The 21,815-nt window shown below is 44.6% G+C and carries 18 protein-coding genes; 7 read left to right on the top strand and 11 right to left on the bottom strand.

Features of this window, described 5'->3' with window-relative positions:
- Positions 1-8: 8 nt before the first annotated feature.
- The gene (locus tag FPL27_RS03610; RefSeq protein ID WP_235893361.1) at positions 9-1,316 is read right to left on the bottom strand and encodes a M20/M25/M40 family metallo-hydrolase; all 1,308 of its coding nucleotides are present in this window, start codon (positions 1,314-1,316) and stop codon (positions 9-11) included.
- An 81-nt stretch (positions 1,317-1,397) separates the two neighbouring features.
- Between FPL27_RS03610 and FPL27_RS03605 the strand changes: the two genes are divergently transcribed.
- Positions 1,398-2,210: a cyclase family protein gene (locus FPL27_RS03605; protein ID WP_143959786.1), complete on the top strand. Its 813-nt coding sequence runs from the start codon at positions 1,398-1,400 to the stop codon at positions 2,208-2,210.
- A gap of 233 nt (positions 2,211-2,443) precedes the next feature.
- On the opposite strand, the gene FPL27_RS03600 is transcribed toward FPL27_RS03605, so the two are convergent.
- Complete coding sequence (locus tag FPL27_RS03600; protein ID WP_143959785.1) at positions 2,444-2,635, bottom strand: cold-shock protein; 192 nt, start codon at positions 2,633-2,635, stop codon at positions 2,444-2,446.
- Positions 2,636-2,810: 175 nt separating this feature from the next.
- Between FPL27_RS03600 and FPL27_RS03595 the strand changes: the two genes are divergently transcribed.
- The 3 genes from FPL27_RS03595 (at position 2,811) to FPL27_RS03585 (ending at position 6,323) form a co-directional block, all read left to right on the top strand.
- Entirely contained in the window at positions 2,811-3,473 is a 663-nt protein-coding gene (locus FPL27_RS03595; protein WP_143959784.1) for a DUF2306 domain-containing protein, read from the top strand.
- A gap of 67 nt (positions 3,474-3,540) precedes the next feature.
- Complete coding sequence (locus tag FPL27_RS03590) at positions 3,541-5,364, top strand: DUF885 domain-containing protein (RefSeq protein WP_143959783.1); 1,824 nt, start codon at positions 3,541-3,543, stop codon at positions 5,362-5,364.
- Positions 5,365-5,549: 185 nt separating this feature from the next.
- Positions 5,550-6,323, top strand: coding sequence for an Ig-like domain-containing protein (locus FPL27_RS03585; RefSeq protein ID WP_143959782.1), 774 nt, complete (start codon positions 5,550-5,552; stop codon positions 6,321-6,323).
- Positions 6,324-6,381: 58 nt separating this feature from the next.
- Here FPL27_RS03585 and FPL27_RS03580 read toward each other — a convergent pair whose 3' ends face one another.
- Entirely contained in the window at positions 6,382-7,431 is a 1,050-nt protein-coding gene (locus tag FPL27_RS03580; RefSeq protein ID WP_143959781.1) for an MBL fold metallo-hydrolase, read from the bottom strand.
- A gap of 218 nt (positions 7,432-7,649) precedes the next feature.
- On the opposite strand from FPL27_RS03580, the gene FPL27_RS03575 reads away from it, so the two are divergent.
- Entirely contained in the window at positions 7,650-8,507 is an 858-nt protein-coding gene (locus tag FPL27_RS03575) for an SH3 domain-containing protein (protein ID WP_185974290.1), read from the top strand.
- 30 nt (positions 8,508-8,537) lie between these two features.
- Here FPL27_RS03575 and FPL27_RS03570 read toward each other — a convergent pair whose 3' ends face one another.
- From FPL27_RS03570 to FPL27_RS03560, 3 genes are read right to left on the bottom strand one after another with little or no spacing between them, the layout of a single operon-like run.
- Positions 8,538-9,770, bottom strand: coding sequence for a PepSY-associated TM helix domain-containing protein (locus FPL27_RS03570; protein WP_143959779.1), 1,233 nt, complete (start codon positions 9,768-9,770; stop codon positions 8,538-8,540).
- Between the two features lie 10 nt (positions 9,771-9,780).
- Positions 9,781-11,268: a SusD/RagB family nutrient-binding outer membrane lipoprotein gene (locus FPL27_RS03565; RefSeq protein WP_143959778.1), complete on the bottom strand. Its 1,488-nt coding sequence runs from the start codon at positions 11,266-11,268 to the stop codon at positions 9,781-9,783.
- 10 nt (positions 11,269-11,278) lie between these two features.
- A complete protein-coding gene (locus FPL27_RS03560; protein WP_143959777.1) occupies positions 11,279-14,335 on the bottom strand; it encodes a SusC/RagA family TonB-linked outer membrane protein in 3,057 nt (1,018 codons plus the stop codon).
- Between the two features lie 81 nt (positions 14,336-14,416).
- Between FPL27_RS03560 and FPL27_RS03555 the strand changes: the two genes are divergently transcribed.
- Positions 14,417-15,418, top strand: a complete 1,002-nt coding sequence (locus FPL27_RS03555) for a helix-turn-helix domain-containing protein (RefSeq protein ID WP_143959776.1) — start codon at positions 14,417-14,419, stop codon at positions 15,416-15,418.
- A 211-nt stretch (positions 15,419-15,629) separates the two neighbouring features.
- Here FPL27_RS03555 and FPL27_RS03550 read toward each other — a convergent pair whose 3' ends face one another.
- Complete coding sequence (locus FPL27_RS03550) at positions 15,630-16,721, bottom strand: quinone-dependent dihydroorotate dehydrogenase (protein ID WP_143959775.1); 1,092 nt, start codon at positions 16,719-16,721, stop codon at positions 15,630-15,632.
- 172 nt (positions 16,722-16,893) lie between these two features.
- Between FPL27_RS03550 and FPL27_RS03545 the strand changes: the two genes are divergently transcribed.
- The gene (locus tag FPL27_RS03545) at positions 16,894-18,273 is read left to right on the top strand and encodes a hypothetical protein (protein WP_143959774.1); all 1,380 of its coding nucleotides are present in this window, start codon (positions 16,894-16,896) and stop codon (positions 18,271-18,273) included.
- Here FPL27_RS03545 and FPL27_RS03540 read toward each other — a convergent pair.
- Genes FPL27_RS03540 through FPL27_RS03525 form a run of 4 tightly spaced genes read right to left on the bottom strand, consistent with a single transcriptional unit; the run spans position 18,270 to position 21,736 of the window.
- The gene (locus FPL27_RS03540; RefSeq protein WP_143959773.1) at positions 18,270-18,851 is read right to left on the bottom strand and encodes a uracil-DNA glycosylase family protein; all 582 of its coding nucleotides are present in this window, start codon (positions 18,849-18,851) and stop codon (positions 18,270-18,272) included. The genes FPL27_RS03545 and FPL27_RS03540 overlap by 4 nt on opposite strands.
- A 43-nt stretch (positions 18,852-18,894) precedes the next feature.
- Positions 18,895-20,292, bottom strand: coding sequence for an NAD(P)(+) transhydrogenase (Re/Si-specific) subunit beta (locus FPL27_RS03535; protein WP_143962075.1), 1,398 nt, complete (start codon positions 20,290-20,292; stop codon positions 18,895-18,897).
- Entirely contained in the window at positions 20,292-20,609 is a 318-nt protein-coding gene (locus FPL27_RS03530; RefSeq protein WP_143959772.1) for an NAD(P) transhydrogenase subunit alpha, read from the bottom strand. Before FPL27_RS03530 ends, FPL27_RS03535 begins: the two co-directional genes overlap by 1 nt.
- Positions 20,610-20,611: 2 nt before the next feature.
- The gene (locus FPL27_RS03525) at positions 20,612-21,736 is read right to left on the bottom strand and encodes a Re/Si-specific NAD(P)(+) transhydrogenase subunit alpha (RefSeq protein ID WP_143959771.1); all 1,125 of its coding nucleotides are present in this window, start codon (positions 21,734-21,736) and stop codon (positions 20,612-20,614) included.
- Positions 21,737-21,815: the final 79 nt, after the last annotated feature.

Below are 21,815 nucleotides of genomic sequence, written 5' to 3'. Positions count from 1 at the left end.
TCCAGTTCCTATTTACCCGTCAATCTATATAGAAGAATAGCCGTACGCTTGACGATATCCTCTACAGTACTCAAATCGATTGTCTCTCCTGATGCATGGGCTTTGGTACCCATGACGCCCAGCCCATCCAGTCCGTCCACATATTCGGCGATGAAGGAAATATCCGCAGCTCCACGCCTTCCGGGATCGAAGGCCTTCACTTCTCCCTGTCCCAATTCTTGACTTATTTGGCTCAGTGTGGCCAGCAAAGCCTTATTGCCCTCTGTGGGAGGCATGGCGGGGTAGCCATCCTCAAATGTAATCTCTGCTTGGGTCTGAGGCAGGTTTTCTGCTACGATTGCTTTCATTTTCTCTCTAGCACGCTCTTTTTGTTCTTCAGACAAAAACCTGAGATCACCTTTGACTATGGTGGTGTTGGCCACCAAGTTGGTTTTCCCAGAAGCCACCCCGGCTGTTCCCCCATCTTTTAGCTCCACTTGGGTGCCGCCCAGAATAAGCCCTGGATTGTAAGTCAAGTTTTCCTCCTGCAGTTCCTCATAAAAGCTGCTCAATATCCTAGAGGCCTCATATACCGCTCCTGCTCCGCTGCCTTCCCTGAAAATCCCCGAGGAATGGGCTTGCTGCCCTTTCACCTGAAGTTTCCAGCTACTGCTGCCCCTTCGGGCTACGGTAGCATAATTGAACCCAGTGCCGGTCTCAAAACCCAAACCTATATCACTCCGTTGGGCCAGCTCCACAATATCCTTTCTGGTGACTTCCAAGGGCTTTCCTGGAGCTTCTTCATCTCCATGAAAAATCACGATGATGTTGCGGTTTTTCAACTCATCTGCTTCCTTTATGGCTTTTAGGGCATATAGAATGACCATATTTCCGCCCTTCATATCGTTTACTCCGGGGCCAGTGGTCGTGTCTCCCTCCCTAGCCCATTCCTGAAACGGGCTATTAGGTTCAAATACAGTATCGATATGGCCGATCAGCAGTAAAGTCTTCCCTTCCCCGCCTTTGATTTCCCCGATCAAATGCCCTCCACGCTCCATCCCTTCAGGCATATCCACCCAGCGGGTGTTAAATCCTAGCTCATCCAGCATTTCCCTGTAAATGGCTCCGACCTCTTGAACCCCTGCAGGATTATAGGTACCACTGTTGATGTTGACCGTCTTTTCCAAAAAGTCAATGGAGGCTTCATGGTTTACCTCCACCCGATCCAGAATCTTTCTTTCTTCCGGACTTATCTGTTGCCCTTGGACCAAAAAAGGTGAGACACAAAACACAGGCAAAAGCATCATTTTCAGGAAATTCAATGGGAGTTTGATCATCGGGTTGTGCGCTTTAATTTGTAAATTGAAGTACTTAATCTAGTCAAAGTTTCTCAAAAGTAGAAATCAAATCCCCTTTCTATGAAAACACAGTATTATCTTCTCTTTCTGCTTCTCTTCTCCTGCATGCAGCAGCAGGGAGAGCAGGCTTCCGATATTTTCCCCAAGGATGGACAATGGATTGACCTGAGCTATGAATTTTCTCCGGAAACGCTTTATTGGCCGGCAGAACCCCAAGGTTTTCATATGGACACAATCTCTGAAGGAATAACAGAAGGCGGTTACTATTATTCAGCTTTTTCCTTTTGCGCTCCAGAGCACGGGGGAACACATCTCGATGCTCCAATTCATTTTGCCGAAGGCCAAAAAAGCGTGGAAGAGTTGACATTAGAAGAACTGACCGGGTCGGCAGTAGTGGTGGATGTTTCTCAAAAGGCAATGCAGGATAGAGACTATTTGATTAGTAAAGAAGACATAGAGGGGTGGGAAGAAGAAAATGGTAAATTACCCGAAGACATCATTCTGCTAATCAGAACCGGTTACGGACAGTATTACCCGAATGCTAAGCAGTATTTCGGCACTGAACTAAAGGGAGAAGAGGGAGTGGCCAATCTGCATTTTCCAGGCTTGGGAGGGGATGCTGCCGCTTGGCTAGCGAAAGAAAGGAAAATCAAAGCTGTCGGAATAGATACCCCGAGCATAGACTATGGGCAGTCCAAAGACTTCCGTGCGCATCAGGAACTCATGAAGAAAAACATCCCCGCATTTGAAAACGTGGCCAACCTCGACCAGCTCCCAACAAAAGGAATCTACGTAGTAGCTTTACCCATGAAGATCAAAGGCGGCTCAGGCGCCCCACTACGCATTATCGCACGAGTACCGGTAGAACAATAAAAGGGGACTCGGAGAAAATGGCCACAAAGTCGAACGAAGTTCAAAAGAAGTCGCACTAAGACTCGGCCATCCTAAAAAAAGGTTAAAGCAATCGAACACGATTAAAATGGTAGCAAAAAGCGGTCGGTGCTGAAAGTACTTGGTACATGGTACTTCGTACAAAGTATTTCTTGTACAAAGAAAAAGGCCATCTCCTACTGGAAATGGCCTTTTCAATTAATGATATTTATAAATTATACACGGCTTACATTAACCGCGTTTAATCCTTTTCTTCCTTCTTGAAGGTCGAAAGTTACTTCATCATCTTCTCTAATCTCATCTATCAAACCTGATACGTGTACGAAGTACTCTTTGTTTGAATCTGCTTCCATAATGAATCCGAATCCTTTCGTATCATTAAAAAATTTTACTGTTCCTTTGTTCATAATATTTGTTATTTATACCCAAATCTACACATACTTATCGACATAAGTTCACCCTTTTTTTAATTAATTTAAAAACCCCGCTCATTATCGGTTAAACGCGCTTTATTTATAAAATAAATATTTTTATAATTTCCAATTTTCGTAAATTAGTAGTCTTCTTCCAATTTCAGACGGTATGGAAAAAGTCTCAAAATTTGGTCTGATTTTACTGACCTTGTTTTTGGTTGGCCTGCTCATTTTTGCAGCCATCACGGAATTGCGCCTTATGATTGCCGTTCAATCCGATGGAGAACTGAAGGCTTCCAGATCTTTCCAGTACCAATATCCACTCTTTAACATTCTAGCCTTTCTCCATATCATTGTCGGATTGATTTTTCTATTGACCGGAGGCTATCAATTGATCCCCTTTTTTAGAAAAAGATTTTACAAAACACATAGAGTGGTGGGGAGGATATTTTTGGGAGCCAGCCTAATCGTAGCCAGTACAGCAATACTTCTGGGAATTTTTTACCCCTATGGCGACATTCTGGAAAGCGTGACAAGTACGGTTTTCGGTTTTTATATTTTGGTCGGAACATACTGGGCCTATACTCATGCGCGAAAAAGAAATTTTGTGCACCACCAGAAATGGGTCATCCGGGTTTATTTCATCGCCCTTTCGGTAGCCACTATACGAATCGTGGCAGGGCTGGGCATAGCCATCACGGGAAGAAGTTTGGAGGAAGTGCTGGGCATATCCTTTGTCATAGCCTTCTTGATCCATTTACTGGCAGTGGAAAGCTGGATCAAGTTACGCCGAAGCCAATTGAGAACGCCATTGGGGATGGGCCAGCACTAAAATTTTGTAGCAAATTTCCTGATTATTCGGTAAATTTCTATTTGAAAAAACAAAACTGCTAAAACCTATGCGAAAATTTACTTTTATATTTTTGACGGCCATGGTTTGCCTAGGACTACAAGAGGCCTTTGCTTTCCAGGGAAAAGATGCCGAGCTCAACAATTGGCTTGATGAGCAATATGAAGAGCAACTCATGATGAGTCCTCTTCAATTGACTGCCCAAGGCAGAAAAGAGCGCTACGACGAAATCGACGACCTGAGCGAAGAAGCTGAGGAAAAGGAGTTGAAGTGGATGGAAAACAGCGTCAGGGAGATGGAGTCCAAATTTAACAAGGATGAACTCAGCCCTGAGGCGCAGGTTTCTTATGAGCTGTGGAAGTACCAATATGAAATGGCCAAAGAAAACGCGGAGTTCCGACGCCATCCCTATGTTTTTGAGCAAATGCGGGGGAGCCATACCTTTTTGCCAAACATACTTATCAATTACCATAAGGTGGAAAGCCTTTCCGACATGGAAGCTTTGATTTCCCGAATCAGGGAGTCGGGGAGGGCTCTGAGCCAATTGCTTGAAAGAGCGATCATGCAGGCCGACATGGGCATCCGACCGCCTAAATTTGCCTATGAAACAGTAATAAAGGAAGCCAAAGGACTAATTTCAGGGCAACCGTTTGAGGAAAATGGAGAGGACTCACCTTTGTATAAGGATGCTTTAGGAAAAATTGAAGCTTTGGAAGAGAAAGGAAAAATCGACAGCGATAAGGCTGAGGAATTGCGTGAGCAGACTGCCGCGGCGTTGAAAGAGGATTTTAAACCTGTGTACGAGGAAGTAATTGCTTGGTTGGAAACAGAACTCCCAAATCTGGAGGAAAAGCCTACCGGGGTCAGCCGTCATCCCAATGGCGAGGCCTTTTATCAGAATCGTTTACGTGCGGCGACCACCACGGACCTTACCGCAGATGAGATACACCAAATAGGTCTCGATGAGGTAGCTAGGATCAAGGAAGAGATGAAGCAGATCATGGAAGATGTGGAGTTTGATGGTGACCTCCAGGAATTTTTCGAATTTATCAACACCGATGAGCAGTTTTTCTTCCCAAACACAGATGAGGGACGACAGGGATATATCGACGAGTCAAAAGCCTATCTGGATGAACTTACTAAAAAGCTGCCCGATTATTTTGGCATTTTACCAAAAGCAGAACTGGAGGTAAAGCGGGTGGAGCCATTCCGCGAGCAGGACGGAGCACCTCAACATTATAGCAAGGGCACGCCTGACGGCAAAAGGCCTGGTACTTACTATGCTCACCTTTCGGACATGAGCGCCATGCCCAAATCCACCATGGAGGGGGTGGCCTATCACGAAGGCAACCCTGGCCACCATATGCAGATTTCCATTGCCCAAGAGCTTGAGGATATCCCTAAATTTAGAACCCAGATGGGCTTCAATGCCTATGTTGAAGGTTGGGCGCTATATTCTGAAATACTAGCCAAGGAGATGGGTGGCTACGAAAACCCCTACTATGACTTTGGCCGATTGGTAAATGAAATTTGGAGAGCTATTCGATTGGTAGTGGATACCGGCCTTCATAGCAAAGGATGGACAGAGGAACAGGCCATCGAATACTTCAAAGAAAACAGCTCCATCTCCGACGGGGCCATCAAGGCGGAAGTTCGCAGATACATGGTAATCCCAGGCCAAGCAACTGGCTATAAAATCGGGATGTTGAAAATCCAGGAACTCCGCAGCATGGCCGAGGAAGAGCTTGGTGACGATTTTGACATCAAAGGCTTCCATGACACAGTCTTGGGCGGAGGCGCCATGCCACTCGACATGCTTGAGAGAGAAGTGAAACGCTGGGTTGAGGAGAAAAAGTCAGCGTTACACGAGTGATTATTGATTGTAGGGATAAAAGATTTTGTCCCTACAATTGTTTTATAGATTAAAATTACCAAATTTTTCGGATGTTAATTTCTCTGAGACCTCTGGTCCTCCCGATCCGCTTCGCTTCTCGGGACAAGTTCTGTGGTTTTTTTCCATTAATTCCCTATATTGAAACACACTTTTAGAACACAACCATGAAAAAATCACTATATCTACTCGCACTGGGAATCGTTTTTTTTGCCTGTGGACCCCGGGAGGAGCCCCAAGATAGCACTATCAGGTTGAGTGAGCAGGAGATTGAAATTGATTTTGACGACACTTACCAGCTCTCCGCAGAATTCCGTAGGGATGGATATAGCCCAGCTGACTTTGTTTGGGATTCCGACGATGAAGGAATTGCAGGTGTTGAAGATGGATTGATAACCGGCAATCGAGCAGGGATCACCCAGATAAATGTCAGTACCAATGATCAGGCTTTCACTTCGAGCGCCAGGGTGATGGTGGTGCCTACGAATATGATGCTCCTGGAGCCCTTGCTGGATTTCAGGCAAACCCGTCAGTTTGTTCGGGACAACGAAACCCGTGAATTCTCCATGGAGGTTGATGGGTTTTTGGTGTTTGATGGGGAAAATGATAAGATTGAGTTCGTGGCTTATTTTTTCGGAGACATCGGTTATCAGGAAGCCTTGATCTCCATAGAACCCACTCAGCAAAACTTAGACGAAGGGTTTGAATTTCTGATGCAGCGGTATGAGATTTTTGAGGCGACTCCCAATGCCGTCCTTTTTGGGAACGATGAATATTATGTCATCCTAGAAGTAACTGAGGATTCCAGGATTTTCATGGTTTATCTAGAGATTCCTGGAAATAGCAACGGTCGCATGGATTTGCCACGCTTGGAAAGATTCGAAAACATCATGAAATCAGATGATAGCGGGGTGGAGTTGGAGTTGAAAATTAAAAAATGAGTAGTGAGGGGCGGGATCGGAAAACTGTAAATAAAGACCTGTCTTTCACAGGTCTTTTTCATTTTATTTTCAACACCTCCCCTTCTCCAAGCACAACAAATTCCCCATCATCGACTCCCAGTTTCTCACGGGCGACTTTTAGGTCCTCGACCGGTTCGGCCTGACCGTCATCAGCCATGGGAAAAGTGCCAAAGTGCATACCAATGCTTTGGGTAGCTTCGAGGTCTAAGTGAGCCATTACCGCTTCCTCTGGCGACATGTGAATAGGCTGCATAAACCACACAGGCTTATATGCTCCTATTGGCAAAAGTGCCACATCCGGCGACCCAAGCTTTTCCTTTATTAATTTATAAAAAGCGCCATAACCTGTATCCCCTGCAAAATAGACTTTCTTACCCTGCAGCTCCATCACGTATCCGGCCCATAGTGTCTGATTGGTATCCCCAAGACCCCTGCCCGAAAAGTGACGCGCAGGAGCGCAATGAACGATATTCCCTTGGGACATCTCAATATTCTCAAACCAATCTACGGCTTTTACATTTTCAATCCCATTATCTTTCAGCAACAAATCAACTCCCAATGGCACTATAAAAAGTGGATCATAATCGTTTTTAAGATTTATTAGTGTCTCTAAATCCAAATGATCATAATGGTTGTGGCTGATCAAAACCACATGAATCGGTGGAAGATCTTGATATTTTACTCCAGGTTTGCGGAGTCGCTCAGGTCCGGCAAATGAAATGGGGCTTGCTCTTTCTGACCAGATCGGGTCGGTAAGAATATTAACTTTCCCACCCTGAATCAAAAGTGAGGCATGATTGATAAAGGTAATTTCAACCCCTCCTCCCACACTGACCTTAGGAACAGTCGCCGAGACAGGTTGCTTTTCCTCCGGCCATGGCCCCTGATCCCTATTGAGTTGCCAACGTAAAACATCGGGCAAACCTTTCATCTCCATGGGTTCCAGGTTATTAAAAATATTTCCATCAAAATGATCGGATTTAGGTCCTTTGTAGGCCGGGCCTGACAAAAACTTATAGGCATAGACATACACCCCAGCTCCACCCATCAATAATACTCCGACCAAATAAACAGCCACTTTTTTCATAGCTATAGAACTTGAAGATACCGGGAAGGTTTTTTGGGGAACAATGTACTAGGTACTATGTATTAAGTTAGTTGCTAAATCTGAGGTCTATACCAATGACATCTTTCTTTAAACATTTCACAATTTTATTCCCCTGAGTTCCAAACACTAGACTCCATTCCTCTCAAAAAACACATTTAGACGCTTATTGTAAAATGAAATATTGCCGTTACAGAAACATGAAAATAACGATTACCTTACATAGGCTGCTATTGGCGGTCTTTTTAATGTTGAGTACTTCTGCTTTTGCGCAGAACTATTATGCGAAATCCGGCAATGGAATCAACCTCCGAACCGGTCCAGGCACCGGCTACCCGGTGGTATCCACAGTCCCTTTCAATGGCCAAGTCAAATACCTGTCAGATGCCGATGAAAGCTGGATCAGAGTTGATTATCACGGCCAACGAGGCTATGTGCATCGTTCCTACCTTTCGGAGGAAGAAAACAAAGCCCAGCAAACTTCCACCCAGCGGCAAAACAGCAACACCCAAAGTCGAAATAATAACAATTACCAAAGAAACACCCAGCAACGGCGAAACAATACCAGAAACTACACCAGTAGACGGTATGGCTACACTACCGCTTTGGGATTGAGAGGCGGATTTACCTCAGGGGTTTCCTTGAAGCATTTTGTGAACAACAACGGAGCTCTGGAATTTGTACTGGGATCCAGATGGCACGGCGTATCCTTGACAGGCATGTATCAATGGCATAAACCCAATGCCCTGGAAGTGCCAGGACTTTCATGGGAGTACGGGCTAGGTGCAAGAGTTGGTTTCTACGATGGTCGATATTATTATCGCCACTACTACAAAAAGCCCTGCAACAATCCAAACAACCCCAACTGCTATAGCTACTACTCTCACCGCGAACCGGGTATCAGAGCCGTTGGTCTAGTGGGCATTGGTGGTTTAGAATATCAGTTCCCAAGCGTCCCTTTGACATTCAGCATAGACCTCATGCCCCATATGTACCTCCCTCATTATTGGGGTACTTTCTGGGATGGCAGCGTGTCGTTGCGGTACGTTTTTAAATAAGTACGAAGTAGTGAGGTACGGGGTACGAAGTTATTTTACTTTGTGTTTCGTGCCTCGTACTTTATTTTTCTTCTTCAGTTTATTAATCCAAATGATCGTGCCAGTGATAGGTAGCGAGGTCGCTACAAGACAGGCCAGAAAGTAGAGTAGCTTTGTAAATTGCCCATAGACATCTCCTATATGCAGCGCTTTTATGGATCTGGACATCCTCTCATTCCATGGCTTTTCACGAAATATCTCAACTGAACTTACCATTCCTGTGGTTTGATCAAGCTCCACTTTGTCTCCTGCGGATGGAGCAAAAAAGCCCATCCTGTTTTTCTGAATACTTACCGACTGACCAACAGACGAAGGCAAATTAATTCTATAATCACCCTTGTAAGCCAATACTTCATCGGCTTTTCCTACATACAAATTTAAGGGTAAAAGCTCAACCGCCTCTGGAGAATTGGCTTCCCCTCGACCATGACCTCCACCGTTTCTAGGCCCAGCGTTTTCCTGGTAAGTACCCCAGAACTTCTGCCAACCGTCTTTATACCAAGGAAAAGACCAAAAAGGCCCCGTCAATCCCATACATAGCAAAAAAATCAAGGAATAAAATGCTAAGGTGTTATGAAGGTCAAAATTCAACCTCTTCCAGTTTGACTTCCACTTCACCTTTAAACCTTGTTTCCAAGCCTTCAATTTTTGAGGAAACCAAATCACCATCCCAGTAATCAATCCTAATGTAAAAAGTATCGTAGCAGTCCCGGTAATATAGCTCCCCAATGTTCTATTAGGCAAATCCTCAAAGACCGGCTCCTCTATTTTATCTAAGAGCAACCATCGATGAAGGCTAAATAAACTTCCCATAAATTCATCTATCCAATGCTTCTCTTTCGAGGTTCCCAGGATTTCAGCCGTATAGGGATTTAGAAAATAAGTGGTCCCAAATCGACTCTTGTCCCCTTCCTCTCTTACATTTATCTGGACGCTTTTGGAAGGGTTGCTAAATATTTGAATAGTATTAATGCTGCCCGAACTGGCCTCTGTTACTGCTTCAAGGAGAGCTTCGGCCTCTACGGTTTCCATATCCCTATTATATTCCACTTTGTACAAGTGGGATTTAAAAGCTTCCCTAATCTCTGAATTATAGGTATAAATCGTTCCAGTAAGGCAAACAGGAATAATGACTAGCCCCCCGACTAACCCAAGCCAGAGATGTATTTCGTTAAACACCGTTCTCACAGACTTCCAGGTATTGTTTTTCTTTTGTTTTGACATAGTTAAATACTTATCTGTTCCACCAGATTTTTTGGTTGATCATATCATTTCCTTGTGCAAGTACCTGCTCGATGTTGGTCCCTCTCTCGGTTTCCGGATACATCAGCCGGAAAGGCCTACCAATCACCCCTGAGGCAGCGGTGGCGGGATACTCCGGCCAGCCCAGCCTTCGGTAATCATTCCAAGCCTCTATGCTGTTGATACTATTCAGTGCAAGCCATTTCTGCCCTATGATCCTGTGGAGTGGATTTTCGGCAGATTCCAAGGCGACTTCAGCTTGGCCTATATATTGTGAAGTTTCATTTGCAGAAACCGTCAGCAACTGGAAGGATTCTAAGATAGCTCGGTTGTAAAAGTCAGCAGGCGAACCACTGATCCATCCTCGCTGAGCAGCTTCAGCCTGAAGAAATAGACTTTCAAAGGATGACATCATCATGCTTGCCTGATTGTGGGAACGAAATAAACCTGTCGGGCTACCATTTTCCGCAGGTCCTAAAAACGCAGATGTATTCACCCTCTCAAATGCTGGGTCTCCAGCATCGGAATTCCCAAAAATGACACCTTTAAACTCTCCATTTACGGGCTGAAAAAGTTTGGTCAACCGGGGATCATTTCGATCCTGTAATTGTGAAATAAGGAAGGTCGTTGGCCGGATGTTTTGATGGTTGGCGGTGGCGTTTCCCTGAACATCTCGATAATATCTTTCCCAAAAGGGGTTCATTTTCCCAGCAGTATTTAAGTAGCCGGGATCGACTTGAGCATGTTGGTTCAAAAAGCCACTACCTTCCTGTGAAATCAAGGCAAGTTGCTCCTGCACATACGAGTCATTCCCCACTTCGCTCTGCCGGACCAAGGCCCTCAGTTTGACTGTATTGGCAAACCTGATCCAGTTATCCACATTGCCTTGGAACATCACATCCCCATTGGTAGCCGGTATTGGCCCCGACTGTTTAAGGTTCAGAATGCCTGAGGTGATCAGGTTGATAGCTTTTTGATAGACAATCTGCCCATCTTCATATCTGGGCTGAAGCTTTTCATTGCCTTGTGCCGCATCATCAAACGGAATATTGCCATAAAAATCCACAAGTCGGAGAAAGAGCCAGCCTTGCATGATTTTCGAAGTACCCATATAGAAGTGATTGTTGGCAAGTTCGGCTTCTTTTTGAATAAGTTTGAAATACAGGACATTATTAAACCCATTTTCCCAAACGGGAATACCTTCTCGCTGGCTACGAATGGCTGGACCATTGTAGGTTTTGAGATCGAAATAGAGGTTTGCTCCGTCATTATTAGTCCCCCAGTAGCCACCCCAGAATCCGCCTATTTGGTTGATTTGTAAAGTTTCCTGATTGACAGTCGATACGAGGGCCCCGGAAAGCTTGGCGCTCAATGGTAGATTGGTAACAATAGGAGCATTTGGGTTTTCATTCACATCAAGGAAACCTTCGCAGGAAGCCAGGATGACAAGCAAAAAGATATAACTGATATAACGTTTCATAATAATAAGCTTAGAATTGTAGGTTGACATTGAATCCAAAGTTTCTCATAGGGGGCAATTGACGGAAGCTGTAGTAACCGTCAGTATTATTGTAGAGATATTCAGGATCACCGATAGTATTTGAGGAATGGGTGAGGACGAATAAATTATTTGCAACAAATGCAATGGAAGCCTCCTTGATAGCTTTCTGCCCTCCAAGCAAGCTGGATGGCAAAGTATAAGCGATATTCAACTCTCTTAACTTAAAGAAATCTCCCCGTGCGGCGGTGTTGCTCTGAACGGCCCCCTGGTGTGTCCAGAACTCCTTTCCTCCACCAGAAGTCCGCAAGTAATCATTTTCCACAAAACCTCCACCTTCAGTGGCCACTACTGAATTGGGCCAAATAAATGGTTCCCGGCCATACTTTACGGTTTCAGGGTGTGTCCCGTGCTCATACATAGGTGGTACCGTTTCGGAGTAAAACCAGCTGCCCATTCTCCAATCAAACTGAAGCCCAAAGCTGAAGCCTTTATATTCCACCAAAGAATTGATTCCTATCATATGGGGTGGCACCAAAGTTCCCAAAAGAACATTATCTGCAGCCACAATCGGATCACCTGTGTTTGCATCCACCACTACACTTCCATTTGGGTCACGCTTATAATCACTCAACCAAAGGCTAGGAAAAGCCTCCCCAACAATAGCATAGGATTGACGGAAATTCTGCCTAAACTGTGCATCCCCATACAATTCCCTGACTATATTTTTGGTATGGGTATAATTCACCCCCAAATTCCACCTGCTATCCATAGTCCGGATCACGTCTCCTTGAACGCTCAATTCCAACACTTCGCTGGTCATTCTACCGGCATTTACCAACATGGAGTTATACCCAGTCGCTCTGGAGACATTGGCATTGGAAATCTGCCCATCGGCATCGGAAAATACATAAGTAGCATCTATATAAACTCGGTGCTTAAAAAGCCCCAAATTCACCCCAGCCTCATAAGAAGTCACAAATTCAGGCCGGATATTTGGGTTTGGGTTAGCCAATCCAGGCAAAAAACCAATCGCGTTTCCAAATGGAAATCCGTTGTTTTGAGTGTAAGGGTTGTTAAGTTGATAAGGATTGAGCGTGACATTCCCTGTCTTATTCCAGGAAGCATAGAATTTGGTATAGGAAATCTGTGGCACCCGCTTTAGAACCCCCCAAGCTTCACTCGCGATTAAAGAAGTGCTCACGCCTGGATAAAAGTAGGATCGGTTCTGAGGGCTCAAGACGGAAACCCAGTCATTCCTTCCTGTAAGATTTAAATAGAGATAATCCCTGAAGCCCAAAACTGCCTCCCCATACACAGCAAATGCCCTCTGCTCCATCAGGGTGGATCCTCCTGCAAGCTCCCCTACTCTGCTGCTTTGATTAAAAATATCAGAGTAAAGTAAATTGTTAGCCGCTATATTATGCTGCTTTCTGGAATCTGTCCTGAAATTCTGCCCCACCAATGTTTGCAGGCTAAAATCCCCAAATTTCTCCCTGTACTGAAGAATCAGGTCCCCGTTCCACCTGCTATATTGATCTGTGAAATCATTGACAGAGCCATTGGTATTTCTGGTACCTTCTGCCTGAAACTTATTGACTGTATTTCGCCCGTTAGTATTGGATGTATAATGTCCCAAACGGTAAATCACATTCACCTTTTCGCTTAACTGATAGTTAAAGTCAACCTTAAAGTTGAGGATTTGCTGCTCTGAGGTATTCCGGATATTGTCAATCATGAAATAGGGATTGCGAAGCCAGCTACCATTCGGGATGAAATAATTATTAGGGTTACCAGGCGCATTGGGGTCCTGCCATTCCCTGACCATTCCAAAATCAAAATTAGCGGGATACCTATATGCTCCTATCCATGGACCATCAGGTGTTACATCATTTTTGTTATTGATATAATTGACGTTGTAAGAAGTGTGTAGTTTGCCAAACCTTCTAGTACCATTAAACCTTAGCCCCAAGCGGTTATTTACATCTTCAGGAATTATTCCTTGCTGATGGACATGTTGAGCCGACATAAGATAGGTGCTATTTTCATCACCTCCGGAAAAACTGATATCGTTTTGAGTATTCACACCGGTTTGAAATAGATCTAGACGGTTGTCCCGAGCTGGGGCAGAATAAAGCAGTTGAGGCTGAGTACCGTCGGGCAGAGGGTTCCCAAAGTCTCGCATACTTCCATCAAAAGTAGGCCCCCAGGATTCAAAAGTGGTTGGGTTATACACCCCATTCATCCCTTGTCCATATTGATTCTGGGCTTCAGGAAGCATAAATACCTGTGAAAACATCGTAGTATTGCTTACACTTACTGTCCCAGCGCCCTTCTTACCGGTTTTGGTGGTAATCATCAAGGCCCCGTTTACACCCTCCGAACCGTACAGCGCTGCGGCATTGGCTCCTTTTAGGACAGTGATGCTTTCAATGTCATTCGGGTTAAGCCTGGAAATGTCCGGTATGGGCACCCCATCCAACACATAAATAGGTGCATTGGGATTTCGACCATCAATCCCGCTGGTTCGCTGAAGCGATCGAGTTCCTCTCAGCATCACCTGAACATTAGGGTCAACTTTACTGTCATACATATTAATCCTCAACCCAGCCACTTTACTACTGAGACCAAGAATGGGATTAACAGGCTTGCCCTGATTGAGGCGTTCATTTTCTACCACTTGGGCTGAGGCTCCCATTTCCCTAGCGGCTCTTTTTATCCCCAAGGCACCGGTCACCACTACTTCATTGAGGATTGTTGCATCTTCACGTAAGGTGATTTCAATGAGCTTCTCGTCGGCAGGAGCTTCAAACATATGGGGCAAAAAGCCCATATATCTAATTATAAGCTCCTGCCCAGGCTCAACGTACATTCTAAAAAGGCCATTGTGGTCAGTGACCGAGGTAGTAGGTGTGCCCTTAATCTGAATAGTTGCTCCCGGAAGTGGAAATCCATCTTCACCCATGACTTTCCCGTTAACATGGGTTCTTTGGGCATGGGATAGGCCCAATTGAAAGAAAAGGAAAGCAAATAGTAAAATATTTTTCATGTGATACCTTCTATTATTATTTAGACTTAATCTAAAAAAGCGTACTTTTGATGCAAAAGTAACAAGGTTAGCCTTACGGCAATGACCCGAAACGGAATGGAAATGACGTCAGAAGGAAAAAGTATAAATCATTTTTTAACGCTACTGGATGCAGAAGAGGGAAACGGTGTGGTAACCGGTTATTCTATTACCCCCTTTTTCAAGGAAAGAAAGGAGGAAGGCCACCAATTCTATGAATACCTTTCGGAGAAAATATATTTTGCTCATTGGAAATCCCAAATGGGGCTGCCTATTCCTATGCTTACTTTCCCTCACCCGGAATATGTACAATTGAACTTTTGCCTCAAGGGAAGTTTGGTCTATATGGATGGGGAAAATGGTGAGAAAATATTTAGCAATAAATCAGGCTTTCAGAACATATTATATAAAGGCTGTAAAAAGCTTCTTATCCAAACGGAGTCCAGTCAATCTGTCGAAATTCTGATTATCTACTTGAGAAAGGATTTCTTTCATGATTATAGCCATTTAGGACAAAAAATGGGAAAAGAGTTTTTGGAAAACCTAAAATGCCTGAAATGTTCCGCACTTTTCAGTCAAAACCTGCCTATCAGCAACCGGATGTCTTCCATTATTCATATGTTGATCAATAGCCAAGAATGTGCAGGATTTAAAAAAAACCTAGTAGACGCTAGGGTTATCGAACTACTGACCTTGCAACTTGAGGCTTTCGAACAAAACCTACTTAAAGACAAGCAGCAAAATCTTAAGAAAGAAGATATTGCCCGAATGGAGGAGGCAAGATCATATTTACTGGCCCGCTTGGATAATTCTGTCACCTTGAAAGAGTTGGCCCACCAAATTGGTACAAATGAATTCATCTTGAAAAAGCATTTCAAGATGATGTATGGAAAATCAGTTTTCGCTTATCTTTTAGAGTATAAAATGGAAAAGGCCCGCACCATGCTGATGCAGACCTCTGTACCTATCGCTGAAATCGCCCTTGAATTAGGCTATAAACACGCCACACATTTCTCGGCTGCTTTCAAGAGGCACTATGGTTATTTACCAAAAGAACTGAGGTGAATTTAACCGCGAAGGCCTCAAAGTACCGCAAAGTTTAATAAACCGCAGAGTACCAGAGGCGCGGAGATTGTCTTATTTTCTCTGGCCTTCTGCGTATATGGTTATTTCTGTAATCAGCTAACTTTGCGCTTCTTCCTTTGTGGTTTAAATTCTTACTTCTAAGCTCTCACTTCTCACTAAATCTCTCTGCGTCTCTGCGGTTAATCCCCCCTCAACCTGTAGCGGGGATGAATACCGAGGCGGATTTTTTCTCGGCCCTAGAGGCGTAGGCGGCGCAGATATCTCCCATCAAGTGCGGTCCTTCGAAAATCATCCCGGTGATCAACTGAAGCAGATCAGCGCCAGCATCCAGTTTTTCCATCGCATCCTCAACGGTCAAAATCCCGCCGCAACCGATTATGGTAAAGCGATCTCCCCAGTACCTCTTGGTCTGTCTGATCAAATCAGTGGAGAGACGATGGCAAAGTTTGCCACTCAACCCTCCCCTATACTCCGCAGGGGCCTCTTCGGGATAATCAGCATCTGAATAGTTCTTATTAAGATTACCAATGACGACCCCATGAACTCCCGCCTGATCCAGCACGTGTAGCAGTTCATTGAATTCTTCCCAGGGTTGGTTGATTGGCATTTTGGCGTATACAGGTTTGTTATGCTCTACCTCCATGAGTTTGTCCATCAGCTTTTTCAGCCTCTCTGGTTCTGCAAAATTCTCACCTCCATGCACATTGGGACAGGATATGTTAATTGTATAAAAGTCACCGATGTTTTCTTCTGCCAATCGGCTCAGACTGTAGTGATAATCCTCAATCCCACCCTCAAATGTGGACCCACCGGGGTCATTGGTTTTGGCAATACTAATTCCCCAAACAAAACCTTCAGGCTTTGTGGTGCTTTTCAGCCGCTCAATAATTCTGTCCACTCCTTGGTTTTTCAATCCTTTATAAACCACCAAGGACTGAGACTTGATCATCCTTTTGAGTCTCGGTTTTGGATTTCCCTCACAAGGCCTGGCCGTCACCGAGCCAATCTCATCTCCTCCAAAAGAAAGACAATCCAGCACATGGGCCAATTGCCCATTGTAATCAAAACCGGCAGCCAACATCACAGGAGATTTGTATTCAATTCCGTCCACGGTTATAAATAGGTCTTTCCGGGTGTACTTATACATCATTCCCAGCAAGATTCTCCCCGCCTGGAATTTTCCCAGATTGGCACCCAACACTACAAATGCATCGTGAACAAACTCGGGATCTAATTTGAACAAAACCGGTTTCAGCACTTTTTTATACAAGAATTTGATCATCGCCAATGAATTTTGGTGTTCCTAAATTTACAAAAAAAGTGGTGAGTTTGGAAGCGTAAAACGCCTATAGCCCTGCCCTTTTAAAAAAAAAGAAGGAATTAATCGTTTTTTTTTATTATCATTACTTTTAGTTTTGCTTAGTCTCTTTTTGACATTGACAACCCCTTTACCTATGAAGAAATCATTATTAGTTTTTTGTGTATTGGCAATTGCCACTATGGCATGCGAGCCCACCGACGACAGACCAGTGGTCACTGAAGGCATGGAGCTTAAAATGGACAAGCAGGCGGTCTGTCTGGATGACATCACCACCTTGACCCTAACTTTAGGTGATTCGGTAGTCAGCCCAAGCAGAATCAAGTATGAACTCAGCCCACCAATTGGATCGGTAAATGAAAATGGCCAATACTTAGCCCCTAGCGATATTCCCAGCTCCACTGAAGTTACGATTACTGCAAGACCGGATTTTGTGATTGGATCAACCTCTCAATCTATTTTGGTCGAAAATGCCCGTTTAGATGAATACATTACTACCATCGAGCCTTGGACAGATGTAAGTTATGGTTCTTACAATGTTATAAAGGAAAAAACTCATGACGGGTATGTTATGCTCAAGGAGCAAGACGACGAGTTTCAGGTTATAAAGTTCAACAACGAAGGGCATGTGGCCTGGGTGACAAGTTTTGGAGAAGGGTATCCTTGGAGTTTGAGTGTAAGAAATGACCAAATCTATGTAGCCGGCATTCAAGACAATGTAACCAAGGTATTTAAGCTAGATCGGGATGGAAACCAACTGTGGGAACACCAGACTTCATTAAGAAGGATACAAGCCTTAACTGTAAACGACAATGGGGAGGCTTATTTGTTTTTATTTAGCACGCAAACTAATTCTTACTACCTGGTCAAAATAGATAATCGAGGGAATGAGATTCAGGAGACTATTTTGGAAAAGAATATTCTACAGGCAAAATTTGACAGTGAAAATGATTTAATAATAAAATACAGATCTGATAATCAATTTTTGCTAAGCAAGACAGATTCAAGCCTCAATACAATTTGGGAAGTCCCATACGCAGATAATTATTCACCCAGCGTTATTGATCTATATTCAAACAACGATATGATTATTGGAATTAGAGATAATAATGGAAGAAGTTTTTCATTGAAGAAGATCTCCACTGATGGCAATGTGGTTTTTGAAGGAGATTATCAACTATCTGAAGAGGATCAATACGGAAGTCTTCCACTACTTTGGATGTCGGACATTGCTGTTTTGGAAAATGGTGAGGTTCTTATCGCCGGGAATGAATCCAGACGTCCTATTGCTGCTCTAGCTGACAATACCGGACATTTGAAATGGATCTGGAAAAGTGAAAATATACTGAGCGGGCATAACTCAACGGGCTGGACGGCTTTTCCTATTGAAACTGGTTATATGTATTTAGCTACTTACCCCCGTGTTACGGAAAACAATATAGTATTTATGGAAATGAGATCGATTTTAATAAGACCTGACGGAACCTTGAACCCTTGTGCCCAAGCCAATTCCTAAATAATCTCGGAGAGTATCTGACGAACCATTTCCTTCAACAGTGGCAGCACATCTGATTCAAACCAGGGGTTCTTTTTGCGCCAGATTAAATTTCTGGGGGAGGGGTGGACCAATGGGAAATATCTGGGAAGGTATTCCTCAAAATTCCTGACCGTGTCTGTAAGGGTCTTTTTAGCAGATTTTCCCAAATAAAACTTTTGGGCATAAGCACCGATTAGAAGGGTAAGCTGAACCTGGGGCATTTTCTCCAGAACTTTGCCATGCCACAACGGGGCACATTCAGGCCGGGGAGGTAGATCGCCTCCCCTGCCCCGTCCCGGATAGCATAGCCCCATGGGCAAGATTCCAAATATGCTTGAGTCGTAAAATTCTTCACCCCCTACCCCTAGCCATCTTCTCAATTCTTTGCCACTGGCATCGTCCCAAGGAATCCCAGAGGCATGAACCTTGGTACCTGGGGATTGTCCGACAATTAAGATTTTGCTGAGAGGGCTGATACTCAAAACCGGCCTCGGACCTAAGGGTAGATGGCTTTCACAAACACTGCATGACCTGATTTCGGTAAGTAGTTTTTTCACTTGAAAGGCTGATCGTTAATTCCAACCTTTGCCTGTTCAATTGTCACACCATTTTCACTTCGCTCGCCAACTTTTGAAGACTGTCCTTGGCATCACCAAAGAGCATTCTGGTCTTGGGATAGAAAAACAGTTCGTTCTCTATACCAGCATACCCAGCCGCCATGCCTCTTTTGAGAATAACCACTGTTTTGGCCTTGTCCACTTCTAAAATGGGCATACCATAGATCGGGGAAGTTGAGTCATTTTTTGCAGCCGGATTCACCACATCATTTGCACCTATCACTACCACCACGTCGGTATTGGCCAGGCGGGGATTGATGTCATCCATCTCCTGCATGCGCTCATAAGGCACATCGGCTTCGGCCAGCAGCACGTTCATATGTCCCGGCATCCTTCCTGCCACAGGGTGGATGGCATAGTTTACTTCCACACCTTTTTCTTCCAGCAACTTCTCCAACTGATGGCAGATATGTTGGGCTTGGGCAACAGCAAGCCCATAACCGGGTACGATTACGATATTTTGGGAGTAAGACAATAGCACAGCCATATCTGGTATACTGATCTCTCTTACAGTTTGATCCCCTTCTGCAGCTTTTCCCCCGCCACCTCCAGCAGAACCAAAAGCTCCAAGAAGTACATTGGTAAGAGAGCGGTTCATTGCCTTACACATCAATATGGTTAAGATCGTGCCTGCCGACCCTACAAGGATCCCGCCTGTAAGCATGGCCTTGTTACCGTAAAGGAAACCACCAAAAGCAGCCGCCATACCCGTAAAGGAGTTTAGAAGAGAAATTACCACAGGCATATCCGCCCCTCCGATTGGCATCACAAACAAAACCCCATAAACAAGAGCGATCACGAATAGACCATAAAATAACACTGGATAGGCCGTTCCAAAAAGCTGATAAATGATAAGTCCTACAATTACTAAAAGAAGCATCATGTTGCCCGCCTGATTGAACGGCAAGGTTTTATCTTTGATCTTTCCTTCCAGTTTACCATAGGCAATCATGGAACCACTAAATGAAACACTTCCAATTACCAAGCCAAGCAACATTACCAAAAGCGCCCCATCAAATCCTGCGGTTGCAATAGGGTGCTGTTGATATTCAATAATAGCAATAAGGGCCGCGCAGGCTCCTCCCATACCGTTGAAGAAGGAAACCATCTGGGGCATAGCGGTCATCTGAACTCTTTTGGCCATAACAGTACCTATCAAGGTTCCCAGGGCAAGCCCCAGCAGGATCAACCCGTAGTTGAAAAGCTTATTTGGGTCATAGCTTTGATACAAAAACAAGGTGGCTAGTATGGCCAATAGCATCCCCGCTGCAGCGATCAGGTTACCCCTACGGGCGGAATCAGGGTGACTTAGCATTTTCAGCCCTATCACAAAGGTCAGGGAGGCCACCAGATAGGTGATTTCCAATATAGGCAGGCTCATCATGACTTCTTAGGTTTTTTCTTGAACATCTCCAACATTCTGTCCGTAACCACAAATCCCCCTACCACATTCAGCATCCCCATCACCACGGCTAGGAAACCAATAGAAAGAGCCGCATAATTGTCAGGAGAGGCATGTAACATCACTATAATGGCACCAACTACCACTACTCCGTGAATAGCGTTTGCACCAGACATGAGTGGGGTGTGTAAAATTGCCGGGACATTGGAAATCACCTCCACCCCTAGCAGGATTGCAAGCAGAAGGAAGTAGATCATTTCCATGTTGGCGGAAAGATAAAGTAAGATTTGCTCCATGGTTATATATTTATGAGTTGGGCGATTCTTGGACTGACAGCTTCGCCCTGATGACATACACAGGTGCCCTTGACGATATCATCCTCGAAATTGAGATTGAGTTGGCCATCCTTAATAATAAGCTTGAGAAAATTGAGGTAGTTTTTGCCATACATTTTGCTGGCATCCTGGGGGAGGGTGGCTGCTAAATTGTCCACTCCTACAATCCGCACCCCGTTAATCTCCACGGTTTGGGCGGGTTTGGTAAGGGCACAGTTCCCCCCCGATGATGCAGCAAGGTCTATGATCACCGAACCTGGCTTCATTGCCATCACCGTCCGCTCCTCCACCAATAAGGGAGCTCTTTTCCCAGGAATCTGTGCAGTGGTGATGATGATGTCTGATTTGGATGCTTGTTCATGTATGGCGTCTTTTTGGCGCTTAAGGAAATCCTCATTCTGCTCAACGGCATACCCCCCAGCTCCCTTATCTTCTTTGGCTCCTTCCACTTCCACGAATTTTGCACCCAAGGAAAGCACCTCTTCTTTGGCAGCAGTACGCACATCAAATGCGAAAACGGCTGCCCCAAGTCTTCTGGAAGTAGCAATAGCCTGAAGCCCCGCCACTCCGGCTCCCAAAATTAAAACCCTGGCGGGGGAGATGCTTCCAGCGGCTGTCATGAACATCGGAAAAAACCTGGGAAGAAGATTAGCAGCCATAAGCACAGCCTTGTATCCCAAAACAGTGGCCATGGAAGAAAGTACATCCATCGACTGGGCACGCGTGGTACGGGGTACCAACTCCATACTGAAGGCTGTACGGTTATTCTGGATAAGATGCTGGGTTAGCTCTTGGTTGAAAAGTGCATTAAACTGACCTAATAAAACCGCGTCAGATTTCATCGTGTCTATTTCCCCAATTCCAGGTGGGTGTATTCCCAACACCATATCACATTCACCCAGGATCTCCTGACGGGTTTTGACCTCAGCACCTGCTTCTTGAAATAATACGTCTGAAGAATATGAATTCACTCCTGCCCCATGCTCCACATATACCAACACCCCCCAAGAGACGAGACTTTTAACCGCTTCCGGCAAAAGGGCTACCCGTGCTTCCCCAGCCGGTTCTTTTAAAACTCCAACTACCATAAATCTATTTTATAGTTAAAAACGACCAATATCCTGTTAACATCACCTCAAAATATAAAATTATACGGAATAAACTTCG

Origin of the sequence: Litoribacter populi, from assembly GCF_007483685.1 — a bacterium.
GTDB classification, from domain to species: domain Bacteria; phylum Bacteroidota; class Bacteroidia; order Cytophagales; family Cyclobacteriaceae; genus Litoribacter; species Litoribacter populi.
This window is presented reverse-complemented; position numbering and strand designations above follow the sequence as displayed.